The following is a 20,370-nucleotide window of genomic DNA, read 5'->3' as shown; positions in this document are numbered from 1 at the left end:
TGCGTTAATTTTTGTCGGTCGTCCACATGAATAGGCTGTGGGTAAGCTTGCCGGCGTTAACCTTTATGACTGGTAAGTTTCCGTGGCCGGGGCCAGAATCGCGTTATGAAAACGTTATCCATCGATGTTCGCCGTGCTGAACCGCATGATGCGCGCGCCATCTCCGAGGCGCACCGTCTGTCGTGGCAACAGGCCTATGCCGGGCTAATCCCGCACAGGCCGTTGACGCAGATGCTGGAGCGCCGCGGCGAAATCTGGTGGAAGAAGGCGACCAAAGGATCCGCCACCATGCTGGTGGTGGAAGTGGCCGGTGTGGTTGCCGGATATGCGACGCTGGGCCTCAGCCGGGCGCGCGGGCTGCCGCATGATGGCGAGATTTACGAGCTTTATCTGCGCCCGGAATATCAGGGCATCGGGCTTGGCTCCCTGTTGTTCACGGAGGCGCGCCGGCTGCTGACGTCGCTCGGCTGCAACGGTATCGTCGTCTGGTGCCTTGAAGACAGCGATGTCGCCAATCGTTTTTTCCGCTCGCATGGCGGCCGCGATATTGCAGAAGGCATGGAAGACTTCGGCGGCAAATCACTGCGCAAAGTCGGTTTCGTCTGGAACTGATAAAAATTGCGGGTGGATTTTAAGCCCGTTTGATCTTTCCGCCTTTGCCATGCGCAATAGCGATACCCTCAAATCCCGCATTCTGCCTTATCCGCCCAAAGCCATGTTGCAATGCGGCGACTTTCCCAGTATCGAAAACCAAATCCAACCCGTCGAATTGAGGGAAGCGAATGCGTATCGATGCAATTTCCGTAGGCAAGAATCCGCCGGATGACGTGAATGTCATCGTTGAAGTGCCGGTCGGTGGCCATCCGATCAAGTACGAGATGGACAAGGATGCGGGTGCGCTGGTCGTCGATCGCTTCCTCTACACGCCGATGACCTATCCGGGTAACTATGGTTTCGTGCCGCACACGCTGTCTGACGATGGCGACCCGATCGACGTTCTCATCTGCAACACCCGTCCGCTGGTTCCGGGCTGCGTGATCAATGTTCGCCCCATCGGCGTCATGATCATGGAAGATGACGGCGGTAAGGATGAGAAGATTCTGGCCGTGCCGGTTCCGAAGCTGACGCGCCGCTACGACAAGGTCCACAACTACACCGACCTGCCGGAAATCACGCTGAAGCAGATCGAGCACTTCTTCGAGCACTACAAGGATCTGGAGCCCGGCAAGTGGGTGAAGATGGGCGGCTGGCAGGATGTCGACGTTGCCAAGAAGCTGATCGTTGAAGCCATCGAGCGCTACAAGGCACAGGGCTGATCAGCGCTGGGCTTTGTGTAAGCATCGGGTCGATGCTTCCAGATTTTTAAAAAGCTTTTCGAAATCCTCCGGGTCGGTATCGATCCGGAGGATTTTTTTGCGCGCCGTTTCGCCTGAAATGAAGGTGATGGAAGATTTGGGCAGGCCCAGCTTTTTCGCCAGCAAAACAATGAGGGCCTTGTTCGCCTTGCCGCCTTCGGGCACGGCGCTGACGCGTATCTTCAGATGCGCGTTTCCGTCCGCATCCTGTTCCACGCCGTCAATCGCATCCCGCCCGCCATTCGGTGTGAGGCGAACAGGCAGGCGGACATGATCATGGTGCTTTTGCCAGGGGCCGCTCAAACGGTCATCGGATAGAGCGTGTTCCACATGAAGGAGCGGATGAAGAAGATGATCAGCAGCAGGATGATCGGCGAAATGTCGATACCGCCGAGATTGGGCAGAATGCGGCGAATGGGGCGCAGGGCCGGTTCCGTGACGTTGACCAGGAAACTCCCTATGGCGTTCACGAACTGGTTGCGGGAATTGATGACGTTGAAGGCGTAAAGCCAGGAAAAAATAGCGCTGGCAATCAGCACCCACGTATAGAGGTTCAAGGCCAGATCGATGGTCTGAAACAGGGCAAGCATCAATATCTCCGTATCTTGGTTGCTAGACATTTAGACATTGAACCGTGAACCGGCAAGTGTTGTGCCAGATCGTAATGATCTTTGGTCGGATCGACCGTCGATCACCATAATCCCGTTCATGGATTTGCAGCGGGATTTCGGACGGAAACCGATCATATTTTTCGTCATCCCCCTGAACGGAAGGGCTGGCGCTTCCCGTGATATCGCTCTATTGCAAACTTCTCATTGTCTCGAGAGCGCCCAGCCGATGTCCCTGCCTTCTGCCGAAAACCGCTTCGGTGCATTCCGGCACAGTTCCTATCGTCGTTTTTTCAGCGCCCGGTTTTTTTCGGCCTTCGCCATCCAGATCGTCAGCGTTTCCGTTGGCTGGCAGATGTATGAGGTCACCGGCAATGCCTTTTATCTTGGTCTGATCGGTCTCTTCCAGTTTCTGCCGTCGCTGCTTTTGATCCTCGTCACCGGAACTGTCGCCGACAGGCACAATCGCCGGCGCATCATGGCCATATGTCTTGTGATCGCGGCCGGTTGCGCCGCAGCCCTGCTTGGCTTGACGGTGACGCACAATTTTTCTCCCTGGCCGGTCTTCGCAATTCTCGTCGTGTTCGGGATCGAGCGTGCCTTCATGGGGCCTGCGGTTCAGTCGCTGGCGCCCAATCTCATACCCGTCGAGGATTTGCCGAACGCCATAGCCTGGAATTCTTCCTCCTGGCAGATGGCGTCCATTCTTGGTCCCGTCGCCGGCGGCCTGCTTTATGGTGCTGGCGCCTCCGTCGCCTATAGCGTCGCATTCGTTCTCTTCATCGTGTCGGCGGCGCTGGCCGTGACAATCCGTAAACCGGAACAGCGCGGCCCGGCGAAAGCCATCAGCCTTGAGACAATGCTGGCCGGGTTTAAATTCATCTCGCAGGAGAAAGTTGTTCTCGGCGCAATTTCGCTCGACCTCTTTGCCGTCCTGCTCGGCGGCGCTGTCGCTCTGATGCCGATTTTCGCCAAAGAAGTGTTGACGCTGGGCCCATGGGGCCTTGGGCTTCTGCGCGCGGCTCCCGGTATCGGCGCCATCACCGTTGCGGTTATTCTGGCGTTCAGGCCCATCCGCCACCACGCCGGCCTTCTGATGTTCGTTGGCGTCGGCCTCTTCGGTATTTCCACCGTGGTATTCGGGCTTTCCGAAACGGCATGGGTGTCCATTGCCGCATTGGTGGTCATGGGCGCATCGGACATGGTGTCCGTCTATGTGCGGGAGACATTGATCGCGCTCTGGACGCCGGATGAGGTGCGCGGGCGCGTGAATGCGGTCAACATGGTGTTTGTCGGCGCTTCCAACGAGCTGGGGGAATTCCGCGCCGGCACCATGGCCCATGTGGTCGGTGCGGTGCCTGCCGTCGTCATCGGGGGAGCGGGCACGCTTGCTGTCGCGGTTATCTGGGCGCTCGGCTTTTCAAAGCTGCGCAGGATCGACAATCTGGATGCGCCGCACTGACGGCGGATTGCTTCAGCGCTGCGCCTTGCCTTCAAAAACCAGATCAAGGAAATTGCCGAGCCATGACCGGAGCGGCGTGTCGAACAACATACGGCCCTCCAGATGCTGGCTGCCGACCTGCGCATTAGGCATGCCGAAACGCTGCGCGCCGCGCACCACCCAGCTATGCATCATGGCGCGTGTCAATTCGGCGTGAAACTGCAGGCCCCAGGCATTTTTTCCATATCGATAAGCCTGATTGGGATAGGTCTCGCCTGACGCCAGAAGCTCGGCTCCCCGGGGAAGTTCGAAACCCTCGCGGTGAAAATGATAGACCATCTTCGGCCAATGCGGCATCAGGAGCCGTCCGTGTTCGGTGGCGTGAAGCGGATACCAGCCGATCTCCACCTTGCCTTCCCTGTCGGCCTCGACCTTGCCGCCCAGATGTTTGGACAGCATCTGCGCGCCAAGACAGATGCCGAGAAAGGGCTTGTTTTCCTTCAACGGTACCTTCAGCCAGTCGATTTCGGCCTTGACGTAATCATGCGGGTCATTGGCGCTCATCGGGCCGCCGAAGATGATGGCGCCCGCATGTTTTTCCAGCGTTTGCGGCAGGTCATCGCCGAGCGCGGGGCGTCTTATATCCAGACGATAGCCTTTTTCCACCAGCATCTGGCCAACGCGGCCGGGCGTGGAACGTTCCTGATGCAGGACCACGAGCAGGGAAGGTTGTCTGCTCTGTTGCCTGGAAGGGTCAAACAGCATCGTCTTTGTTTTCGCTTTCTTCAGCGGGCCCGGACCTCGTGGCGGCCTGCTGACGTTGCAGAACCCTGTCGCGAACTGAAACGCCAAGCAGATCGGCGACACGCCAGATCACATGGTCTTCCATTTCGCTTCGTTCGCCGTCAGCGTAAACAATATCCCAGAGTATGCCAATAAGCTCCACGCGCTGATCTTCATCGAGATGGCGGCGGATATCGGTGGTGAAACGATAATAATCGACGGCTTCCTTGCCGGCCTCCTGGCCTGCGGTGAGAAGCGCGTCCAGCTTGCCGGCGTCGAGATGATAATAATCCTGGAGGATTTCGCGAAGACGGTCGCGCTCGCTTTTCGAGACTGTGCCGTCGGCTTCCATCACCTGAAAACAGAGGGCGGCAACTGCTACCCTCAGATCATCAGGGCCGAATTCATCCGTGTGCTGGCCGACGAGGTTCTGAATAAACGACTGTATTTGGTTGAACATTGATAGCCTGTTCGTCAGAAGAGTTTGAGCCGGGTCTTGGGTTCGGCTTCCACGCCCGGTTTCTTGACGCCCGGATCATCCGGCGCGCCGCCGAAAAAGGGTACCGCTTCGGCCTTCGCGTCGGCCATGTCCGCTTCCGCCGGTGCTTCGATTGTCGCCGGTTCTTTTTCCTTGGGAACCGATACGACCGGCTTGACCTCGATCGGCGCAGCCGGTGGAGCGGGTTTCGGCTCGAGAACAGGCTCGGCGGCCTTGTCGACAATGATGGTTGCGGGAGCGGGTTCGGCGCGGGGCGGTGCTGCAGCAATCGCATTTTCGATGGTCAGATCTTCGACGGGGCCTTCGAGCTGGCCGAAAGGCGCTTTCCATTCGAAGGCATCGAGACGGCCGGTGACGGGCGAAACGGGCAGCCATTTTTCCGAGGCGATGCCGTCGGCCACCCAGGCCGGATCACGCGGCGCGCGCAGGGCCTGCGCCATCCAGTAGCGCACCCGGCCCTGATCGCCGGTTTCAGCCTCCTCGATATCGGCCATCAGCAGGAAGATGCTTTCGCGTGGCTCGATGCGGGCGGCGGCCTCTGCCTTGGCTCGCGCCTTGGCAAATTCCTTGGCGTCGAGTGCGGCCTGCGCCACGGCGAAGAGGGATTCGATGTTGTTGGGCTTCAGGCTTTCAAGCCGTTCGGCGCGTTTCAGGCGGTCAATAGCCGTATCGCCGCTGCGCGCCCGCACGTAAAGCTCTGCTATCTGCGGGTGCGGATCGGTCTTCCAGACCGGCTCCAGAACCGTTGCTGCCTTGCGCAGATTGTCCTCGCGCAGATAGGATTTTGCGGCGATCAATGCTGCAGGCACAAGGCTTTTCGCGAGCTTGAGGGCGTGTTTGGCATCCTCGCGTGCGCCCACCGGATCGCTTTCCAGTTTTTCACCGGCCTTCGCAGTGAGAAGCACGGCTTTCAGGCGTTCCGCCTCACCGCGTTCGATGACGCCTGCCGCCTTCTGCTGGTCGAGGAGGCGGATCGCGTCGTCCCATTGTCCATTGCGGCAGCGGTTTTCCAGCGTCGCCTGCGCTGCCCATGGCAGGTAAGGGGCCTTTTCCGCCGCGTCCTCGGCATATTGCTGGGCGGCCTCATAGGCCCCCTGACGGCGGGCCTCGATATAGAGGCCGCGAAGACCAAGCTCCCGGGTCTCGGGATCGCGGGACATCGCCTCGAATTTGCGTCGCGCCTCGTCATATTTGCCTTCAATGAGGTCAGCCTGTGCATCGAGCAGGTGGATAAGCGGCTCCTGGTCGGCGCTGAGCAACCCTTGGGTACGGGCCGTCATCTTGCGGGCGAGGATGGCATTGCCGGCGCCGGCGGCGATGAGGCCGGTGGAGAGCGCCTGATAACCACGGTCGCGCTTGCGGGCGCGAAAATAACGCCGGGCGGCGTTCGGCGACGTCCATATGGCGTTGACGATCCACCAGACCAGCATGACGGCGGCAACCAGCGCCGCGATGATCGAGGCGGCGACCATCAGGCTCATTTCGATCAGCTGGCCCTGCCAGACGATGGAAAGCACGCCGGGCCTATCCGCCAGCCACGAGAAACCGAAGCCGAGCGCCAGAACGATAAGGGCGAAAGTCAGAATTCTGGTCATGCCCTCACCCCTGCTTACCGGTGCTGGTGATGGCGCGGGTCAAGGTGCCACCCACCAGGTTTTCAACCTCGATCCGTGCATCCAGAGATTTTTTGTAATCGGCGGATGCCGTCCTGGCGACCTCGGGAAGTCCATTCCATTCGAGCGCCGCTCCCTGAAGATCGCCATTGCGCAGCTTGTTCTCCATCCGCGCGATCATGGCGTCGGGTGTCTCGCCTTCGATATTTCCAACCGGGCGCACCTTCACCAGCGAAAAGGCGCTTTCCGTCAGGCGCTCAACGATGCCTTGGTTGGGATCGGGCTGATTGATGGCGGACAGCATGGAATTGGCAACGTCCGGAAACTTCTGCATCAGTTCCGAACGCGATGGCACACCGGTTGCGGCAAAGGATTGCAGCGATGCGATGGCGGGATCGTCAGGGGTCACCTTGGAGAGCGTATCGAGTTCGGTCAGGAACGGTCCGCTCCGATCAATCGCGGCCTTCAGAGCGGCCGATGCGATGGCGCGGGCGACTTCGATATCGTCGCGCGGTTCATTGACCTTCGCTTCCGCATCGGTCAGTCGACGCGTCAAATCCGCCGTCGCTGAAGCCTGCGCGGATCGCTCCGACTGGAGCGCGGATTCCAGTGCTGCTATTTTTTCCGAAAGTGCATCTACCTGTGGCGCCTCGCCCTTTGCGTTCTCGAGGGTTGCGATGCGTTGTTCCAGCGCCGAAGTATCTCCGCTGCTGGTCGGAACATTGGCGAGCTGTTGACGCAGACTACCGAGATCGGTTTTCAGTGCCGCGATCTCATCGCTTCCGGTTCTGCCGGCACTAAAGGACGGCAGGATGCCGGCATATTGCATGCTGCCGGCAGCGGCGAGCGCCACGAGGCCACCAACGATACCGGCCGCGATGAGGCCGGAGGTTGCGGCCTGTTTGCGTTCGGGTTGCTGCGGCGTGGAGGGCCTGACCGGTCCCGACGATGGGGTGCTGGTCGAGGGTCTTGCGCTGGCAGTCGCGCTTCCGGATGCGGCAGAGGCCGATGATGTGGAAGCAGAAGTCGCAGGCTTTGCGCCGGTTGCGGCGGAGGAAGAGGCGCTTGCCCCGATGGTACCTGTCGTGGGCTTCGCATCGGTTTTAGGCGGAACAGGGGTCGTCGAAACGGCTTCTGTCTGCTTGTCCACGGGCTTCTCCCCCTGTGGCCGTTCGGCTGCGGCCTCTGCCTTGTGGACGTTCGGTTCGGGCTCGATCGGGGTCTTGTGTGGCTGGTCCCAAACCGGGGCAGGGTTCGCCGCTGCGGTTGCCGCAGGCTTTTGTTCAGAAACGCCGGGTTCTCCGGTTGTGGCCTTCTCGCTGGTCCGGTCGTCAGTCTTGGCAGCGTCCACGTCGGCGGAAATTGCTTTCACGTCTTTTGCGTCCAGGTCGATGGTGACCGGTTCGGCTTTGGACTTGGAGTGGCGTGGCGGCTTTCCCGATACCATGACAACCTCATTTCTGCCTGCAATAGTCTAAACCTAGTCAGTGACGGCGGCAAAGGAAAGGGGCGAGCCCGAATTAGGTTCCCGACTTACCGGGAAGAAGTTCAAACATCGCCGCTTCGTTCGCGCTTTCTGCCGCCGCTGTATTCTCGCGAAAGATTTCCGGAACCAGCGAAAGCACATTGCGGCTGATGCAGACGAATTGTGTAGAGCCCAGCGCCGCCACATATTTTTCCGCCGACGCGTGACGGAAAAATGCCTTTGCCGCTTCCGATGAATAAAGCAGCACCACATCGGCAGTTCTCTTCAGAAGCGCCGTTTCAAGCATATCGTCCGAAAGATCTGACAGCTGCATTTCGTAACAGTCGACTGCCCGGAATGGGATCCCGGCAGCAGCAAGGCCGTCTTCGAACACGGTGCCTCGTGGCGTACCGGCGAGATAAAGCAGGGGGCCCTCGTTCTTCAAAAGGGAGCGATGCTCCGCGACGAGCCCGGCGAGACCCACCGCATCGCCCGAGGCGGTGAAGATATTCGTGAAGCCGATTGTTTCTGCCGCTTCCGCCGTCGCCTCGCCGACGGCGAAGAGCGGTTTTGACCAATGGGGTGCAAGTCGGTCGCGCAGGGTCTCCAGCGATCGCAGGGCCTCGGCGCTGGTGGCCGCAATGGCTGATAGCGGGTCCGACAATGCCGGGATGGCGCGCTGGCCGTGGTGGACAGGATGAAACAGCGGGAGAAGCACCGGCTCGTGGCCGAGGGCTTCAAGCTTTGCGGCCGTCTTTTCGCCCGAACGATGCGGCCGGGTGACGACGATCCGCATCGGCTCAGCTCCAGCCATCGAAGAAGTTGCTGCCGGCCCGGGCGCGCACGTCCTCGCCGGCCTTGCGACCCAAAGCTTCGGCATCCTTGCGAGCTCCGGAAATCTCGACGCTGTGGCTCGTCTGTCCGTCCGGGGTGAGGATCAGGCCGGAAAAATGCAGCTCCTCACTGTCACACGTGGCATAGCCCGCAATGGGGGTGCGACAGGAACCATCGAGGGCTGCCAGAAAGGCGCGCTCGCAGGTGACCGCATCATAGGTGGGCATGTCGTTGATGGATGACAGCAACACGTCCATGCGCGTGTCACCGACGCGGCTCTCGACGCAGATCGCACCCTGCGCGGGAGCTGGCGGGAAATCCTTCGGATCGAGGATTTCCGTCGGGACATTGTCCATGCCCAGCCTCTTCAAGCCGGCAAAGGCGAGAAGCGTGGCATCCGCCTGACCTTCTTCGAGTTTACGCAGGCGGGTTTCCACCTGGCCGCGAAAGATGATGACGCTCAGATCCGGCCGCAGGCGGCGGATCAGCGCCTGGCGGCGCAGGGATGCCGAGCCGACCACGGCACCCTGCGGTAGCTCCAGAAGTTTCGGTGCGGTGCGGCCGATAAAGGCATCGCGCATGTCTTCGCGCGGCAGGAAGGCAGAGAGATGCAGACCTTGAGGCGGAACGGTTGGCATGTCCTTGGAGGAATGCACGGCAATATCGAGTTCGCCGGACAGAAGCTGGCTCTCCAGTTCCTCCGTAAACAGCCCCTTGCCGCCGATCTCTGACAAAGCCCGGTCGGTTATCCGGTCACCCTTGGTGGACAGCACGACGACTTCGAACATATCTTCCGGCAGACCATGCGCCGACATCAGCCGGTTACGGGTCTCGTAAGCCTGTGCAAGCGCCAGAGGGCTGCCGCGCGTGCCGATTCGGAAAGGTTTTGTTTGCATCCGCGTCTATCCATTGTTACCGGAGTTGTCTTAGACCAACTCAGCGCATGATCGCAATGAACGAACAGATTTGATGACCCCCTTTCTTCGTATCCTCGGCATAGAGACAAGCTGTGACGAAACCGCTGCATCCATTGTGGTTCGGCATGCGGACGGGCGTGGAGAGATCGTCTCCGACGTCGTTTTGTCGCAGCTTGAGGAACATAGCGCCTATGGTGGCGTGGTGCCGGAAATTGCTGCGCGCGCTCATGTCGAAGCGCTGGATACGCTGGTGGAAGAAGCGCTGGAGCAGGCGGGTGTCACCCTTGCCGATGTCGATGCCATAGCGGCCACATCCGGCCCTGGTCTCATCGGGGGTCTTCTTGTGGGGCTGATGACGGGCAAGGCCATCGCGAAGGCGGCGGGCAAACCTCTTTACGCCATCAACCATCTGGAAGGCCATGCGCTGACGGCGCGCCTGACCGACGGCCTTTCTTTCCCCTATCTGATGCTGCTGGTTTCCGGCGGCCACACGCAACTGGTGCTGGTGCGCGGCGTGGGTGACTATGAGCGCTGGGGCACCACCATCGATGACGCGCTCGGGGAAGCCTTCGACAAGACGGCGAAGCTTCTGGGGCTGCCCTATCCCGGTGGGCCTGCCGTTGAAAAGGCAGCAGCGAAAGGCAATCCGGACCGATTTGCGCTGCCGCGCCCGATGGTGGGTGAGGCAAGGCTCGATTTTTCCTTTTCCGGCCTGAAGACGGCGGTACGACAGGCCGCGACCGCCATCGCACCGCTTTCGGAGCATGATATTGCCGATATCTGCGCCTCCTTCCAGAAGGCGGTATCACGCACCCTCAAGGATCGCATCGGCCGGGGCCTTGCCCGTTTCAGCCAGGAGTTTCCGCATCTGGAAACCAGGCCTGCGCTGGTCGTGGCTGGCGGCGTAGCTGCCAATCAGGAAATCCGCCAGACGCTGCAGGCGCTTTGCGACACGCACGGCTTCCGCTTTGTTGCGCCGCCGCACCGGCTCTGCACCGACAATGCTGCGATGATCGCCTGGGCCGGGCTGGAGCGGATGGCAGATGGCAGGCAAGCCGACCCACTGGAGATTCCGCCGCGCTCACGCTGGCCTCTTGATGGCAGCGCGGAGACATTGATCGGTTTCGGCAAAAGGGGAGCCAAGGCCTGATGCAGCGGGAGAAAATCGTCGTTATCGGCGCTGGCGCCTTCGGAACCGCGCTCGCCGTCGTCATCGCGCTGGAAAACCGCCATGACGTGACCCTGCTCGGCCGCGATGCGTCCCTGATGGCCGATCTCAAGGTGGATCGCATCCACGAGGCCGTTCTTCCGGGTGCCGACCTTCCCTATGCGCTTGAATTTTCCGTCGAGCCGGAGGTGCTGGCCGGTGCCGGCATCGTGTTGTTCGCCATGCCCTCGCAGGCCCATGCGGATGCGGCACGTCATTATGGCCCCTATCTGGCTGATGATTGCATTATCGTCACCTGCGCCAAGGGTATCGACCGCAGCTCGGGGCGCCTGCTGACGGAACTTCTGGAAGCGGAACTGCCGCATCATCCAATCGCCGTTCTCTCTGGTCCGGGGTTCGCTGCCGATATTGCGCGCGGATTGCCGACGGCCATGGCGATTGCGGCGGAAGATGCGGGGATTGCCGAGCGCCTGGCGACCACGATTTCCGGCAGAACCTTCAGGCTCTATGCTTCGACCGACCGCATCGGCGTGCAGCTTGGCGGGGCGTTGAAGAACGTGCTCGCCATCGCCGCCGGGATTGTCGAAGGCGCCGGGCTGGGTGATTCCGCCCGGGCGGCGCTGATTTCGCGCGGGCTGGCCGAAATGTCACGTCTGGTCGTCGCCATGGGCGGCAAGGCGGATACGGTGCGCGGTCTTTCAGGCCTTGGTGATCTGGTTCTGACCGCCACCAGCCACCAGTCGCGAAACCTGCGTTTCGGCATCGCGCTCGGCCGGGGTGAGGGCAAGGATATGTCCGGCGGGCTGGTGGAGGGCGCTTTTGCGGCAGCCGTCGCCGCCCGGCTCGGTGAAAATCATGCTGTCGACATGCCGGTGACCGAGGCGGTGGCCGCCATTATCGACGGCAATCTGGATGTGGCGAGCGCCATGCAACAATTGATGACACGGCCCATCACCACCGAATGAGGTGAGGCCTTCGCTCCAAATCGCCGACGCTTTTGGAGGACATGTTTTAACGAGGAGACGAGAATGCTGTTTGCGTTTATCTGCAAGGACAAGCCCGGCCATCTGAACGTGCGTATGGAAACGCGCCCGGCGCATCTGGAGCATCTGAACAGGCTGAATGCCGAGGGCACGCTGAAGATCGCCGGCCCGTTTCTTGACGCCGAAGGTAAGCCAAATGGCAGCCTCGTCATCGTGGAAGCTGCCGATATCGAGGCCGCGAAGGCGCTTGCCGATGCCGACCCCTATGCCAAGGCTGGCCTGTTCGAAAGCGTGGATGTGAAGCCCTATAATTGGGTCTTCAACAATCCGGGAGCGTGATCGGCCATGGCGAATTACTGGCTTTACAAGTCCGAGCCGTTCAAATGGTCCTGGGAGATGCAGAAGGCCAAGGGTGAGGCCGGCGAAGAATGGACCGGCGTGCGCAACTATCAGGCCCGCAACAACATGCGCGCCATGAAAATCGGCGATAAGGGTTTCTTCTACCATTCCAATGAGGGGCTTGATGTCGTCGGCATCGTCGAAGTCTGTGCGCTTTCGCATCCGGATTCGACCGCCGAAGGCGATCTGAAATGGGATTGCGTGGATATCCGTGCGGTTTGTGACATGCCGCAGCCGGTTTCGCTGAAGGATGTGAAGGCCAATCCGAAACTGGAGAAGATGTCTCTCGTCACTTCGATGCGGCTTTCCGTGCAGCCGGTGACGGAAGAGGAATATCTCGAGGTCTGCCGTATGGGTGGCCTCGCCAATCCGCCAAAGTCACCGGACTGATCCTCCGGTGAGGACAGACCCCGAGCGCTTCATCCTCGACAACGCTGCCATCATGCATCCGCCGCATGTGCCGGAGTTGCGCCTTCATCTTGCCACCGAAGCCCATGAACTGTGGCTGAAGACGGAGGAGGAGTTGCAGGAGATCGGCCTGCCGCCGCCCTTCTGGGCCTTTGCCTGGGCGGGTGGGCAGGGGCTTGCCCGTTATGTTCTCGACCATCCCGAAAGCGTTTGCGGCAAGCGCGTGCTGGATTTTGCCAGTGGCTCCGGTCTCGTCGCCATCGCTGCGGCAAAAGCGGGCGCCAGTGCGGTTCTGGCGGCCGATATCGACCCCTGGACGGAGACGGCCATTCGGCTGAATGCAGCGCTTAATGGCGTGGCTGTCGATTTTACCGGGCTCAACCTGGTTGGGAAGCCGATTGAGGCAGATGTTCTGCTGGCGGGCGACGTGTTTTATGACCGCGCTTTTGCCGATCTTCTCGTGCCATGGTTTCTGGAGCTGACGGAGAAGGGCGTGAGCGTGCTCATCGGCGATCCGGGCCGCGCCTATCTACCCAAACAGCGCCTTTTCGCCGAGGCAACCTACCAGGTGCCGGTGACGCGGGCCCTGGAGGACAGCGAAGTCAAAAAGACCACCGTGTGGCGCTTCGTCTGATTACATTTTAATTTAGGGCCGGATAACGCAGACACCATGCTCATAGGCGCAGGCGTTGCCGGCAGTCGCGGCACGGACGTTGATGATTTTTGCCTTGGGTGCCAACTGCACGCCTGTCGTGGCACCTGTAACCCTTTTTGAAAGACCGCCGCCTATCGCGAAATAATTGCCGTTTCCGCGAACCCTCAAGGCCGATATCGCACCCACATAGGTGCCGCCGGGGAGGGTTGAAGGCAGGCCGTCCGTGGAGAAACTGACCTGCGACTGCCGTTGCTGATAATGGTGGCGTCCGTTAGAATCCTCTGCCGTTGCAGCAGGCACGGCGGTGAAAACGACGCCTGTTGACAGCATGACCATAGTGGCGATTCGACGCTGTAACATGAGCCTCATTCTCCGGATTTTTTCGGTTAATGAATAGTAAATTACACGATTTATGACTTACGTAAAGGTAAATATTTTGAGGGTGTAAATCTTGGAAACGCTCGATTTTTTATTTTCGAGCAAAAAAATTCCAAAAAAAATTCGTGAACCAATCGATTAAATTGGAATCGGTCATGAAATGTGCTTGTCGTGATGCTTCCATGTGATTAAACGTCGCGGTTGGTGCAATGCACATTCTTTCGTCATGTGCTGTTGCTTGGGGGCGCCCTTCTCTGTGGGCGCACGGGAAAACGCCGCGAGGTTCTGATGGCGAATCTGACAAATAACCGGCCTCTGTCGCCGCATCTTCAAGTTTACAAGCTGATTCCGACGATGGTCTCATCCATCGTGCACCGTATCACGGGCGGCGCACTTTATTTCGGAACGCTGCTGGTTGCCTGGTGGCTGATCGCGCTTGCCTCCGGCCCGGCCTATTACGACTGGGTCAACTGGGCGATGGGCACGATTATCGGCAGGCTTATCCTGATCGGTTATACTTGGGCTCTCGTTCACCACCTGCTGGGCGGTCTTCGTCACTTCATGTGGGATCTGGGATACGGCTTCGAAAAGCATTTCACCACCAAGCTGGCAAAGGCCTCGTGGGTGGTGTCGATCTGTCTGACCGCGCTGATCTGGGTCGTCGCCCTGATCGTGCGCTGAGGAGATTTATCATGGATATGCGTACCCCTCTCGGAAAGGTTCGCGGCCTCGGCTCCGCCAAGGAAGGCACCGACCATTTCTGGCGTCAGCGCCTGACGGCGGTTGCCAACGTTCCGCTGCTGATCTTCTTCGTGGTCTTCCTCATCCAGTATGCCGGCGCGCCCTATCAGGAAGTCGTCGCCGCGCTGTCGAACCCGCTTGTCGCTGTCATCATGGGTCTGGTGCTGGTTTCCGGCCTCATCCACATGAAGCTCGGCATGCAGGTCATCATTGAAGACTATATTCACGCCGAGGTTTCGAAGCTCGTTCTTCTGATGCTCAATACGTTTTTCGCGGTTCTCATTGGCGGTCTTTGCATCTTCGCCATTCTGAAAATCGCATTCGCAGGATAATTCCGCCATGGCATCGATCAGTTCACCTTCCCAGAATGGCAAGGCTTACACCTATGTCGATCACTCCTATGACGTGATCGTGGTGGGCGCCGGTGGCGCGGGTCTGCGCGCAACGCTCGGCATGGCGGAACAGGGTTTCCGCACGGCCTGCATCACCAAGGTTTTCCCGACGCGCTCGCACACGGTCGCGGCGCAGGGCGGCATCGCCGCCTCGCTCACCAACATGACGCCCGACTGTTGGCAGTGGCACCTTTACGACACCGTAAAGGGCTCCGACTGGCTGGGCGATGTCGACGCGATGCAATATCTCGCCATGGAAGCGCCAAAGGCGGTCTATGAGCTGGAGCATTATGGCGTGCCGTTCTCGCGCAATGCCGAAGGCAAGATCTACCAGCGCCCGTTCGGCGGTCACATGCAGAACTACGGCGAAGGCCCGCCGGTACAGCGCACCTGCGCTGCCGCCGACCGTACCGGCCATGCCATTCTGCACACGCTTTATGGCCAGTCGCTGCGCAACAATGCGGAATTCTTCATCGAATATTTCGCGCTCGACCTCATCATGTCGGCAGACGGTCGTTGCACCGGCGTCGTGGCATGGAACCTCGATGACGGCACGATCCATCGCTTCTCCGCCAAGATGGTGGTGCTGGCGACCGGCGGTTACGGCCGCGCCTATTTCTCGGCAACCTCGGCCCACACTTGCACGGGTGACGGCGGCGGCATGATTGCCCGTGCCGGCCTGCCGCTTCAGGATATGGAGTTCGTGCAGTTCCATCCGACCGGCATTTACGGCGCGGGTTGCCTGATCACCGAAGGCGCACGCGGCGAAGGCGGTTATCTCGTGAATTCCGAAGGCGAGCGCTTCATGGAGCGTTATGCGCCTTCCGCGAAGGACCTTGCCTCTCGTGACGTCGTGTCGCGCTGCATGACGATGGAAATCCGTGAAGGCCGCGGCGTCGGCAAGAACAAGGACCACATCTTCCTGCATCTCGATCACCTCGATCCGGCGATCCTGCATGAGCGTCTTCCGGGCATTTCCGAAAGCGCCAAGATTTTCGCCGGCGTCGACGTGACGCGTGAGCCGATCCCTGTTCTGCCGACGGTTCACTACAATATGGGCGGCATTCCCACCAACTATTGGGGTGAAGTGCTGAATGCCGATGCCAACAACCCGGAACGCATCGCACCCGGCCTGATGGCCGTCGGCGAAGCCGGCTGCGCTTCGGTGCACGGCGCCAACCGCCTCGGCTCCAACTCGCTGATCGACCTCGTGGTCTTCGGCCGCGCCGCTGCTATCCGCGCCGCCCAGGTCATCGACCGCGATGCGGCGGTTCCTGCGCTCGATATCGCTGCCTGCGACAAGATCATGGAACGCTTCGACAGCCTGCGTTACGCCAATGGCTCGACTCCTACGGCGGTGCTGCGCGACAAGATGCAGCGCGCCATGCAGGCCGATGCGGCCGTGTTCCGCACGCAGGAATCGCTGGAAAGCGGTTGCCAGCGCCTTTCCGCCATCTGGAAGGAACTGCCTGACGTCAAGGTCACCGATCGTTCGATGGTCTGGAACTCCGATCTGGTCGAAACGCTCGAGCTGCACAACCTCATGGCCAACGCGATCACCACGGTCTATGGCGCGGAAGCGCGCAAGGAAAGCCGCGGTTCGCACGCCCGCGAGGATTTCGTCGACGGTCCGTTCGCCGGTCGCGACGACGTGAACTGGCGCAAGCACACGCTTGCCTGGGTCAGCCCGGAAGGTGACGTCAAGCTCGACTATCGCCCTGTTCACACCGACCTCATCGCCGACGGCATCGATCCGAAAAAGATCGAGCCGAAGGCGCGCGTCTACTGATTTGAGGAACTGGATATGGTTGAACTCGCTCTCCCCAAGAATTCCCAGATCAGCGAAGGCAAGGTCTGGCCGAAGCCTGATGGTGCCAAGAACGTCCGCGAATACCGGATCTATCGCTGGAACCCGGATGACGGCCAGAACCCGCGCATCGATACTTATTATATCGATGTTGACGATTGCGGGCCGATGGTTCTCGATGCGCTTCTCTACATCAAGAACAATATCGACCCGACGCTGACGCTGCGCCGCTCCTGCCGTGAAGGCATCTGCGGCTCCTGCGCCATGAACATCGACGGCACCAATACGCTCGCCTGCACCAAGGGCATGGAAGAGATCAACGGCACGGTGAAGGTCTATCCGCTGCCGCATATGCCAGTCGTGAAGGACCTCGTTCCTGATCTGTCGAACTTCTACGCCCAGCACCGCTCCATCGAGCCCTGGCTGAAGACGGTTTCGCCGACGCCTGCCAAGGAATGGAAACAGAGCCACGAGGATCGTCTGAAGCTCGACGGTCTTTATGAGTGCATTCTCTGCGCCTGCTGCTCCACCTCCTGTCCCAGCTACTGGTGGAATGGCGACCGTTACCTCGGTCCGGCCGTTCTGCTGCAGGCCTATCGCTGGCTGATCGACAGCCGCGACGAAGCAACGGGCGAACGCCTCGACAATCTCGAGGACCCGTTCCGTCTTTATCGCTGCCACACCATCATGAACTGCGCGCAGGCTTGCCCGAAGGGCTTGAACCCGGCCAAGGCGATCGCGGAAATCAAGAAGATGATGGTCGAGCGTCGCGTCTGAAGGCGATTCGCCTGGACAGAAAATCTATCGGGTCGCGGTGTGGACTGCGGCCCTTTTTTACAACCGGGTGCGGGAAATTTCGGTAAAAATCGACCGAAATTGTAATTATCCCGGCCATCGCTTGCGCAAGATAAGGCTTTGGTAATAATTCAGCCTTCTTGTTTGATCATGGTCTTTCCGGAAGCGAGAGAATCGGGAGCTTGATATGCAATTCAGATATGTGGTGACGGGCCTTGCGGTTGTAATGAGCCTCGCCGGTTGCCAACGTACCTCCTACGATTACAACAACAATAGCGGCAGTAATCCCGGTTATACGCCGCCGCTGCAGGCTCAGCCGGTTCCGTCCGTTCAGTCTGGCGCGCTGCCGCCACCCGGTGGTACTTCGGGTAGTCAGTTCCCTTCGGCGCCCGCTTCTGCGACGCCTGGCGGCACCGATGTGGCATCTGCCGCTCCGCCGACAACGGCGCTCGATGTCACCAAGGAATCCATGGTCGGCAACTGGCGTGTTTCCAACGGCGGCGCCAATTGCGACATGTTCCTGACGCTCACCAATCTCGGCAGTGGTTCGCGTGGCGGCACGCGTGGCTGCTCCGGCGAGCTGACGGCGATGGGCTCCTGGGAAGTGTCCGGCAAGATGGTCCTCTTCAAGAACCGTTCGGGCGATACGATCGGCCGCGTCTACAAGAGCGCCGATGCGCGCTTTGACGGCACGACCAATAGCGGCCAGCCGCTCAGCCTCAGCCGATAGAGCATTTCCGGTGTATCCGGATCGCCCTGCCTGTTCTGAGCCATTCCATTCGTCGCGGATGCCTGTCGGTGTCCGCGGCCGGAGCGCTTTTCCATGAAGCCATTGCCCGATTACAATCATAGTGTCGTTGAACAGCTCAACGCATTAACGGCAGCTGGCACCTTGCAGGCGGATGCGGCGCAACTCGGCGTGGCGGCTCACCTCGACCGTATCCTTGCCGATCTGAAGGCACGCAAGCCCGCCAAGAAAAAAAGCGCGCTCGGCTGGATGTTCGCGCGCAAGGCCGGTCCAGCTGCGCCCGTCAAGGGATTGTATGTCTATGGCAGCGTCGGCCGCGGCAAGACGATGCTGATGGACATGTTCTATGAGATGGCGCCCGTCACTTCCAAACGGCGCTGCCATTTTCACGAGTTCATGGCGGATGTGCATAATCGCGTGCATGCGCATCGGCAGAAGCTGAAGAATGGCGAAACCAAACAGGCAGACCCCATTCCGCCTGTCGCGGCCCAACTTCTGGCGGAAGCGGAGCTCCTTTGCTTCGATGAGTTCACCGTCACGGATATTGCCGATGCGATGATCCTCGCCCGGCTGTTCAGCGAACTCTTCGCCAATGGCTGCACTCTGGTAACGACATCCAACGTCGTTCCCGACAATCTCTACAAAGACGGGCTCAATCGCGGCCTGTTCCTGCCTTTCGTCGACTTGCTGAAGAAATATGTTGAGGTCGTGACGCTGGACAGCCCCACCGATTACCGGATGGAAAAGCTGGAAAGCCTGCCGGTCTATGTCACGCCGCTCGACGGTTCGGCGGATCAGGCGATGGATATGGCCTGGCGGCACATGACCGGTGGCCACCTTGTCGCGCCAACGGAAATACCGATGAAGGGCCGCTCCATTCTGGTGCCGCGCGCCAGTGGCCGTGTGGCGCGCTTCTCCTTCTCCGATCTTTGCGAGAAGCCGCTCGGGGCTTCCGACTTCCTGGCCATCGCCAATCGTTTCGATACGGTCTTCATCGACCATATTCCGTTCTTGAATGCGGACAAGCGCAACGAGACCAAGCGTTTCATCATCCTCATCGATGCGCTTTACGACCACAGTGTCCGGCTTTTTGCCTCCGCTGCAGCCATGCCGGAAGACCTGCTCGGCAAGCGCAAGGGAACCGAAGGCTTCGAGTTTGATCGCACTGCCTCGCGGCTGTTTGAGATGCGCAGCGCGGATTATCTGGCGCTGCATCACGAAAAACGGCAGAAAGTTTGACACTTTCGTGACGTATTTTCTTACGTTTACGTAAGAAAATAATGATCTAAACGATTGAAAATATTCATCACAAAAGAATCTGTTGCCAATTTTGGCCAATGGGGCTAATCGAAGTCCGACAATTTGGCTGCCGGTTTGGCGCGGTGAAATTGAATTGAAGCTCAAGAGGAAGCATTCGATGGCTCGCAAAAAAATTGCACTTATTGGTTCTGGCATGATCGGCGGCACGCTGGCGCATCTCGCCAGCCTGAAGGAACTGGGCGATATCGTCCTCTTCGATATTGCCGACGGCATCCCGCAGGGCAAGGGTCTGGATATTGCCCAGTCCGGCCCGGTTGAAGGCTTCAATGCAAAGCTCACCGGCGCTTCTGATTACGCCGCCATCGAAGGTGCTGACGTCTGCATCGTCACCGCTGGCGTTGCCCGCAAGCCGGGCATGAGCCGCGACGATCTTCTCGGCATCAACCTCAAGGTCATGGAGCAGGTCGGCGCCGGCATCAAGAAATATGCCCCGAATGCTTTCGTCATCTGCATCACCAACCCGCTCGACGCCATGGTGTGGGCGCTGCAGAAGTTCTCCGGCCTGCCGAAGAACAAGGTCGTCGGCATGGCCGGCGTTCTCGACAGCGCCCGTTTCCGTCTTTTCCTCTCCGAAGAATTCAATGTTTCGGTTGAAGACGTCACCGCCTTCGTTCTTGGCGGCCACGGCGACACCATGGTGCCGCTCGCACGCTACTCCACGGTTGCCGGCATTCCGCTGACCGACCTCGTCAAGATGGGCTGGCTTACCGCCGAGCGTCTCGAAGAGATCGTACAGCGCACCCGCGACGGCGGTGCGGAAATCGTCGGCCTGCTCAAGACCGGTTCGGCTTATTACGCACCGGCCGCCTCCGCGATCGAAATGGCTGAATCCTACCTCAAGGACAAGAAGCGCGTCCTGCCCGCCGCTGCCCATCTTTCGGGTCAGTATGGCGTTGACGATATGTATGTCGGCGTTCCCACCATCATCGGTGCCGGCGGTATCGAGCGTATCATCGAGATCGAGCTGAACAAGGAAGAAGAAGCAGCTTTCCGCAAGTCCGTCGGCGCTGTCGCCGGTCTTTGCGAGGCCTGCATCAACATTGCTCCGTCGCTGAAGTAAT

General features: G+C 59.8%; 24 protein-coding genes. 15 read left to right on the top strand and 9 right to left on the bottom strand.

The genetic code is table 11. The features are described from left to right. Positions 1-105: 105 nt before the first annotated feature. Entirely contained in the window at positions 106-612 is a 507-nt protein-coding gene (locus FY152_11620) for a GNAT family N-acetyltransferase (protein ID UXS32710.1), read from the top strand. Positions 613-782: 170 nt separating this feature from the next. Then, entirely contained in the window at positions 783-1,316 is a 534-nt protein-coding gene (ppa, locus tag FY152_11615) for an inorganic diphosphatase (protein UXS32709.1), read from the top strand. On the opposite strand, the gene FY152_11610 is transcribed toward ppa, so the two are convergent. Next, on the bottom strand, positions 1,317-1,658 hold the full coding sequence (locus FY152_11610; GenBank protein ID UXS32708.1) for a DUF167 domain-containing protein: 342 nt from the start codon (positions 1,656-1,658) through the stop codon (positions 1,317-1,319). Beyond that, positions 1,655-1,945, bottom strand: coding sequence for a YggT family protein (locus tag FY152_11605; GenBank protein UXS32707.1), 291 nt, complete (start codon positions 1,943-1,945; stop codon positions 1,655-1,657). The genes FY152_11610 and FY152_11605 overlap by 4 nt, the downstream gene beginning before the upstream one ends. A 247-nt stretch (positions 1,946-2,192) precedes the next feature. Between FY152_11605 and FY152_11600 the strand changes: the two genes are divergently transcribed. Further along, positions 2,193-3,425 carry an MFS transporter gene (locus FY152_11600; protein UXS32706.1) on the top strand — a complete coding sequence of 411 codons (1,233 nt, stop codon included), beginning with the start codon at positions 2,193-2,195 and terminating at the stop codon, positions 3,423-3,425. A gap of 12 nt (positions 3,426-3,437) precedes the next feature. On the opposite strand, the gene FY152_11595 is transcribed toward FY152_11600, so the two are convergent. The 6 genes from FY152_11595 to hemC form a co-directional block, all read right to left on the bottom strand. Then, positions 3,438-4,169: a glutamine amidotransferase gene (locus FY152_11595; protein ID UXS32705.1), complete on the bottom strand. Its 732-nt coding sequence runs from the start codon at positions 4,167-4,169 to the stop codon at positions 3,438-3,440. Then, a complete protein-coding gene (locus FY152_11590; GenBank protein UXS32704.1) occupies positions 4,159-4,647 on the bottom strand; it encodes a hypothetical protein in 489 nt (162 codons plus the stop codon). Before FY152_11590 ends, FY152_11595 begins: the two co-directional genes overlap by 11 nt. Positions 4,648-4,661: 14 nt before the next feature. Continuing rightward, positions 4,662-6,281 (bottom strand): heme biosynthesis protein HemY, encoded by a 1,620-nt coding sequence (locus FY152_11585; protein ID UXS32703.1) that lies wholly within the window; start codon positions 6,279-6,281, stop codon positions 4,662-4,664. 4 nt (positions 6,282-6,285) lie between these two features. Further along, positions 6,286-7,746, bottom strand: a complete 1,461-nt coding sequence (locus FY152_11580) for a hypothetical protein (GenBank protein UXS32702.1) — start codon at positions 7,744-7,746, stop codon at positions 6,286-6,288. Positions 7,747-7,819: 73 nt separating this feature from the next. After that, positions 7,820-8,560 carry a uroporphyrinogen-III synthase gene (locus FY152_11575; protein UXS32701.1) on the bottom strand — a complete coding sequence of 247 codons (741 nt, stop codon included), beginning with the start codon at positions 8,558-8,560 and terminating at the stop codon, positions 7,820-7,822. A gap of 4 nt (positions 8,561-8,564) precedes the next feature. After that, complete coding sequence (hemC, locus tag FY152_11570) at positions 8,565-9,494, bottom strand: hydroxymethylbilane synthase (protein ID UXS32700.1); 930 nt, start codon at positions 9,492-9,494, stop codon at positions 8,565-8,567. 73 nt (positions 9,495-9,567) lie between these two features. Here hemC and tsaD point away from each other — a divergent pair, with 73 nt between their 5' ends. The 5 genes from tsaD (at position 9,568) to FY152_11545 (ending at position 13,107) form a co-directional block, all read left to right on the top strand. Continuing rightward, positions 9,568-10,665, top strand: coding sequence for a tRNA (adenosine(37)-N6)-threonylcarbamoyltransferase complex transferase subunit TsaD (gene tsaD / locus FY152_11565; protein UXS32699.1), 1,098 nt, complete (start codon positions 9,568-9,570; stop codon positions 10,663-10,665). Continuing rightward, positions 10,665-11,648 (top strand): NAD(P)-dependent glycerol-3-phosphate dehydrogenase, encoded by a 984-nt coding sequence (locus tag FY152_11560; protein ID UXS32698.1) that lies wholly within the window; start codon positions 10,665-10,667, stop codon positions 11,646-11,648. The genes tsaD and FY152_11560 overlap by 1 nt, the downstream gene beginning before the upstream one ends. A gap of 63 nt (positions 11,649-11,711) precedes the next feature. Further along, the gene (locus FY152_11555; protein UXS32697.1) at positions 11,712-12,005 is read left to right on the top strand and encodes a YciI family protein; all 294 of its coding nucleotides are present in this window, start codon (positions 11,712-11,714) and stop codon (positions 12,003-12,005) included. 6 nt (positions 12,006-12,011) lie between these two features. After that, on the top strand, positions 12,012-12,455 hold the full coding sequence (locus FY152_11550; protein UXS32696.1) for an EVE domain-containing protein: 444 nt from the start codon (positions 12,012-12,014) through the stop codon (positions 12,453-12,455). A gap of 7 nt (positions 12,456-12,462) precedes the next feature. Further along, on the top strand, positions 12,463-13,107 hold the full coding sequence (locus FY152_11545) for a methyltransferase (GenBank protein ID UXS32695.1): 645 nt from the start codon (positions 12,463-12,465) through the stop codon (positions 13,105-13,107). 12 nt (positions 13,108-13,119) lie between these two features. On the opposite strand, the gene FY152_11540 is transcribed toward FY152_11545, so the two are convergent. Then, complete coding sequence (locus FY152_11540; GenBank protein ID UXS32694.1) at positions 13,120-13,488, bottom strand: hypothetical protein; 369 nt, start codon at positions 13,486-13,488, stop codon at positions 13,120-13,122. Between the two features lie 306 nt (positions 13,489-13,794). Here FY152_11540 and sdhC point away from each other — a divergent pair, with 306 nt between their 5' ends. From sdhC to mdh, 7 genes are all read left to right on the top strand, one after another. Continuing rightward, positions 13,795-14,187, top strand: coding sequence for a succinate dehydrogenase, cytochrome b556 subunit (gene sdhC, locus FY152_11535; protein UXS32693.1), 393 nt, complete (start codon positions 13,795-13,797; stop codon positions 14,185-14,187). An 11-nt stretch (positions 14,188-14,198) separates the two neighbouring features. Then, positions 14,199-14,579, top strand: coding sequence for a succinate dehydrogenase, hydrophobic membrane anchor protein (sdhD, locus tag FY152_11530; GenBank protein UXS32692.1), 381 nt, complete (start codon positions 14,199-14,201; stop codon positions 14,577-14,579). A gap of 7 nt (positions 14,580-14,586) precedes the next feature. Further along, the gene (locus FY152_11525) at positions 14,587-16,428 is read left to right on the top strand and encodes a succinate dehydrogenase flavoprotein subunit (protein UXS32691.1); all 1,842 of its coding nucleotides are present in this window, start codon (positions 14,587-14,589) and stop codon (positions 16,426-16,428) included. 15 nt (positions 16,429-16,443) lie between these two features. Next, positions 16,444-17,223: a succinate dehydrogenase iron-sulfur subunit gene (locus tag FY152_11520; protein ID UXS32690.1), complete on the top strand. Its 780-nt coding sequence runs from the start codon at positions 16,444-16,446 to the stop codon at positions 17,221-17,223. A 205-nt stretch (positions 17,224-17,428) separates the two neighbouring features. After that, the gene (locus tag FY152_11515) at positions 17,429-17,971 is read left to right on the top strand and encodes an AprI/Inh family metalloprotease inhibitor (protein ID UXS32689.1); all 543 of its coding nucleotides are present in this window, start codon (positions 17,429-17,431) and stop codon (positions 17,969-17,971) included. 93 nt (positions 17,972-18,064) lie between these two features. Beyond that, positions 18,065-19,228 (top strand): cell division protein ZapE, encoded by a 1,164-nt coding sequence (locus FY152_11510; GenBank protein ID UXS32688.1) that lies wholly within the window; start codon positions 18,065-18,067, stop codon positions 19,226-19,228. Positions 19,229-19,406: 178 nt separating this feature from the next. Next, the gene (gene mdh / locus FY152_11505; protein UXS32687.1) at positions 19,407-20,369 is read left to right on the top strand and encodes a malate dehydrogenase; all 963 of its coding nucleotides are present in this window, start codon (positions 19,407-19,409) and stop codon (positions 20,367-20,369) included. The last annotated feature ends 1 nt before the right edge of the window (position 20,370 follow it).

Origin of the sequence: Agrobacterium tumefaciens (assembly GCA_025560025.1) — a bacterium.
Classification (GTDB): Bacteria; Pseudomonadota; Alphaproteobacteria; order Rhizobiales; family Rhizobiaceae; genus Agrobacterium.
This window is presented reverse-complemented; position numbering and strand designations above follow the sequence as displayed.

What these genes read in the sequence shown, in the direction of transcription:
- FY152_11560 (UXS32698.1), top strand. Translation starts at nt 10,665, where the DNA reads ATGCAGCGGGAGAAAATCGTCGTTATCGGCGCTGGCGCCTTCGGAACC.
- FY152_11600 (UXS32706.1), top strand. Translation starts at nt 2,193, where the DNA reads ATGTCCCTGCCTTCTGCCGAAAACCGCTTCGGTGCATTCCGGCACAGT.
- hemC (UXS32700.1), bottom strand. Translation starts at nt 9,494, where the DNA reads ATGCAAACAAAACCTTTCCGAATCGGCACGCGCGGCAGCCCTCTGGCG.
- FY152_11580 (UXS32702.1), bottom strand. Translation starts at nt 7,746, where the DNA reads ATGGTATCGGGAAAGCCGCCACGCCACTCCAAGTCCAAAGCCGAACCG.
- FY152_11515 (UXS32689.1), top strand. Translation starts at nt 17,429, where the DNA reads ATGCAATTCAGATATGTGGTGACGGGCCTTGCGGTTGTAATGAGCCTC.
- mdh (UXS32687.1), top strand. Translation starts at nt 19,407, where the DNA reads ATGGCTCGCAAAAAAATTGCACTTATTGGTTCTGGCATGATCGGCGGC.
- FY152_11550 (UXS32696.1), top strand. Translation starts at nt 12,012, where the DNA reads ATGGCGAATTACTGGCTTTACAAGTCCGAGCCGTTCAAATGGTCCTGG.
- tsaD (UXS32699.1), top strand. Translation starts at nt 9,568, where the DNA reads ATGACCCCCTTTCTTCGTATCCTCGGCATAGAGACAAGCTGTGACGAA.
- FY152_11585 (UXS32703.1), bottom strand. Translation starts at nt 6,281, where the DNA reads ATGACCAGAATTCTGACTTTCGCCCTTATCGTTCTGGCGCTCGGCTTC.
- sdhC (UXS32693.1), top strand. Translation starts at nt 13,795, where the DNA reads ATGGCGAATCTGACAAATAACCGGCCTCTGTCGCCGCATCTTCAAGTT.
- FY152_11605 (UXS32707.1), bottom strand. Translation starts at nt 1,945, where the DNA reads ATGCTTGCCCTGTTTCAGACCATCGATCTGGCCTTGAACCTCTATACG.
- FY152_11575 (UXS32701.1), bottom strand. Translation starts at nt 8,560, where the DNA reads ATGCGGATCGTCGTCACCCGGCCGCATCGTTCGGGCGAAAAGACGGCC.
- FY152_11540 (UXS32694.1), bottom strand. Translation starts at nt 13,488, where the DNA reads ATGTTACAGCGTCGAATCGCCACTATGGTCATGCTGTCAACAGGCGTC.
- FY152_11595 (UXS32705.1), bottom strand. Translation starts at nt 4,169, where the DNA reads ATGCTGTTTGACCCTTCCAGGCAACAGAGCAGACAACCTTCCCTGCTC.
- FY152_11590 (UXS32704.1), bottom strand. Translation starts at nt 4,647, where the DNA reads ATGTTCAACCAAATACAGTCGTTTATTCAGAACCTCGTCGGCCAGCAC.
- FY152_11520 (UXS32690.1), top strand. Translation starts at nt 16,444, where the DNA reads ATGGTTGAACTCGCTCTCCCCAAGAATTCCCAGATCAGCGAAGGCAAG.
- FY152_11525 (UXS32691.1), top strand. Translation starts at nt 14,587, where the DNA reads ATGGCATCGATCAGTTCACCTTCCCAGAATGGCAAGGCTTACACCTAT.
- FY152_11620 (UXS32710.1), top strand. Translation starts at nt 106, where the DNA reads ATGAAAACGTTATCCATCGATGTTCGCCGTGCTGAACCGCATGATGCG.
- sdhD (UXS32692.1), top strand. Translation starts at nt 14,199, where the DNA reads ATGGATATGCGTACCCCTCTCGGAAAGGTTCGCGGCCTCGGCTCCGCC.
- FY152_11510 (UXS32688.1), top strand. Translation starts at nt 18,065, where the DNA reads ATGAAGCCATTGCCCGATTACAATCATAGTGTCGTTGAACAGCTCAAC.
- FY152_11555 (UXS32697.1), top strand. Translation starts at nt 11,712, where the DNA reads ATGCTGTTTGCGTTTATCTGCAAGGACAAGCCCGGCCATCTGAACGTG.
- ppa (UXS32709.1), top strand. Translation starts at nt 783, where the DNA reads ATGCGTATCGATGCAATTTCCGTAGGCAAGAATCCGCCGGATGACGTG.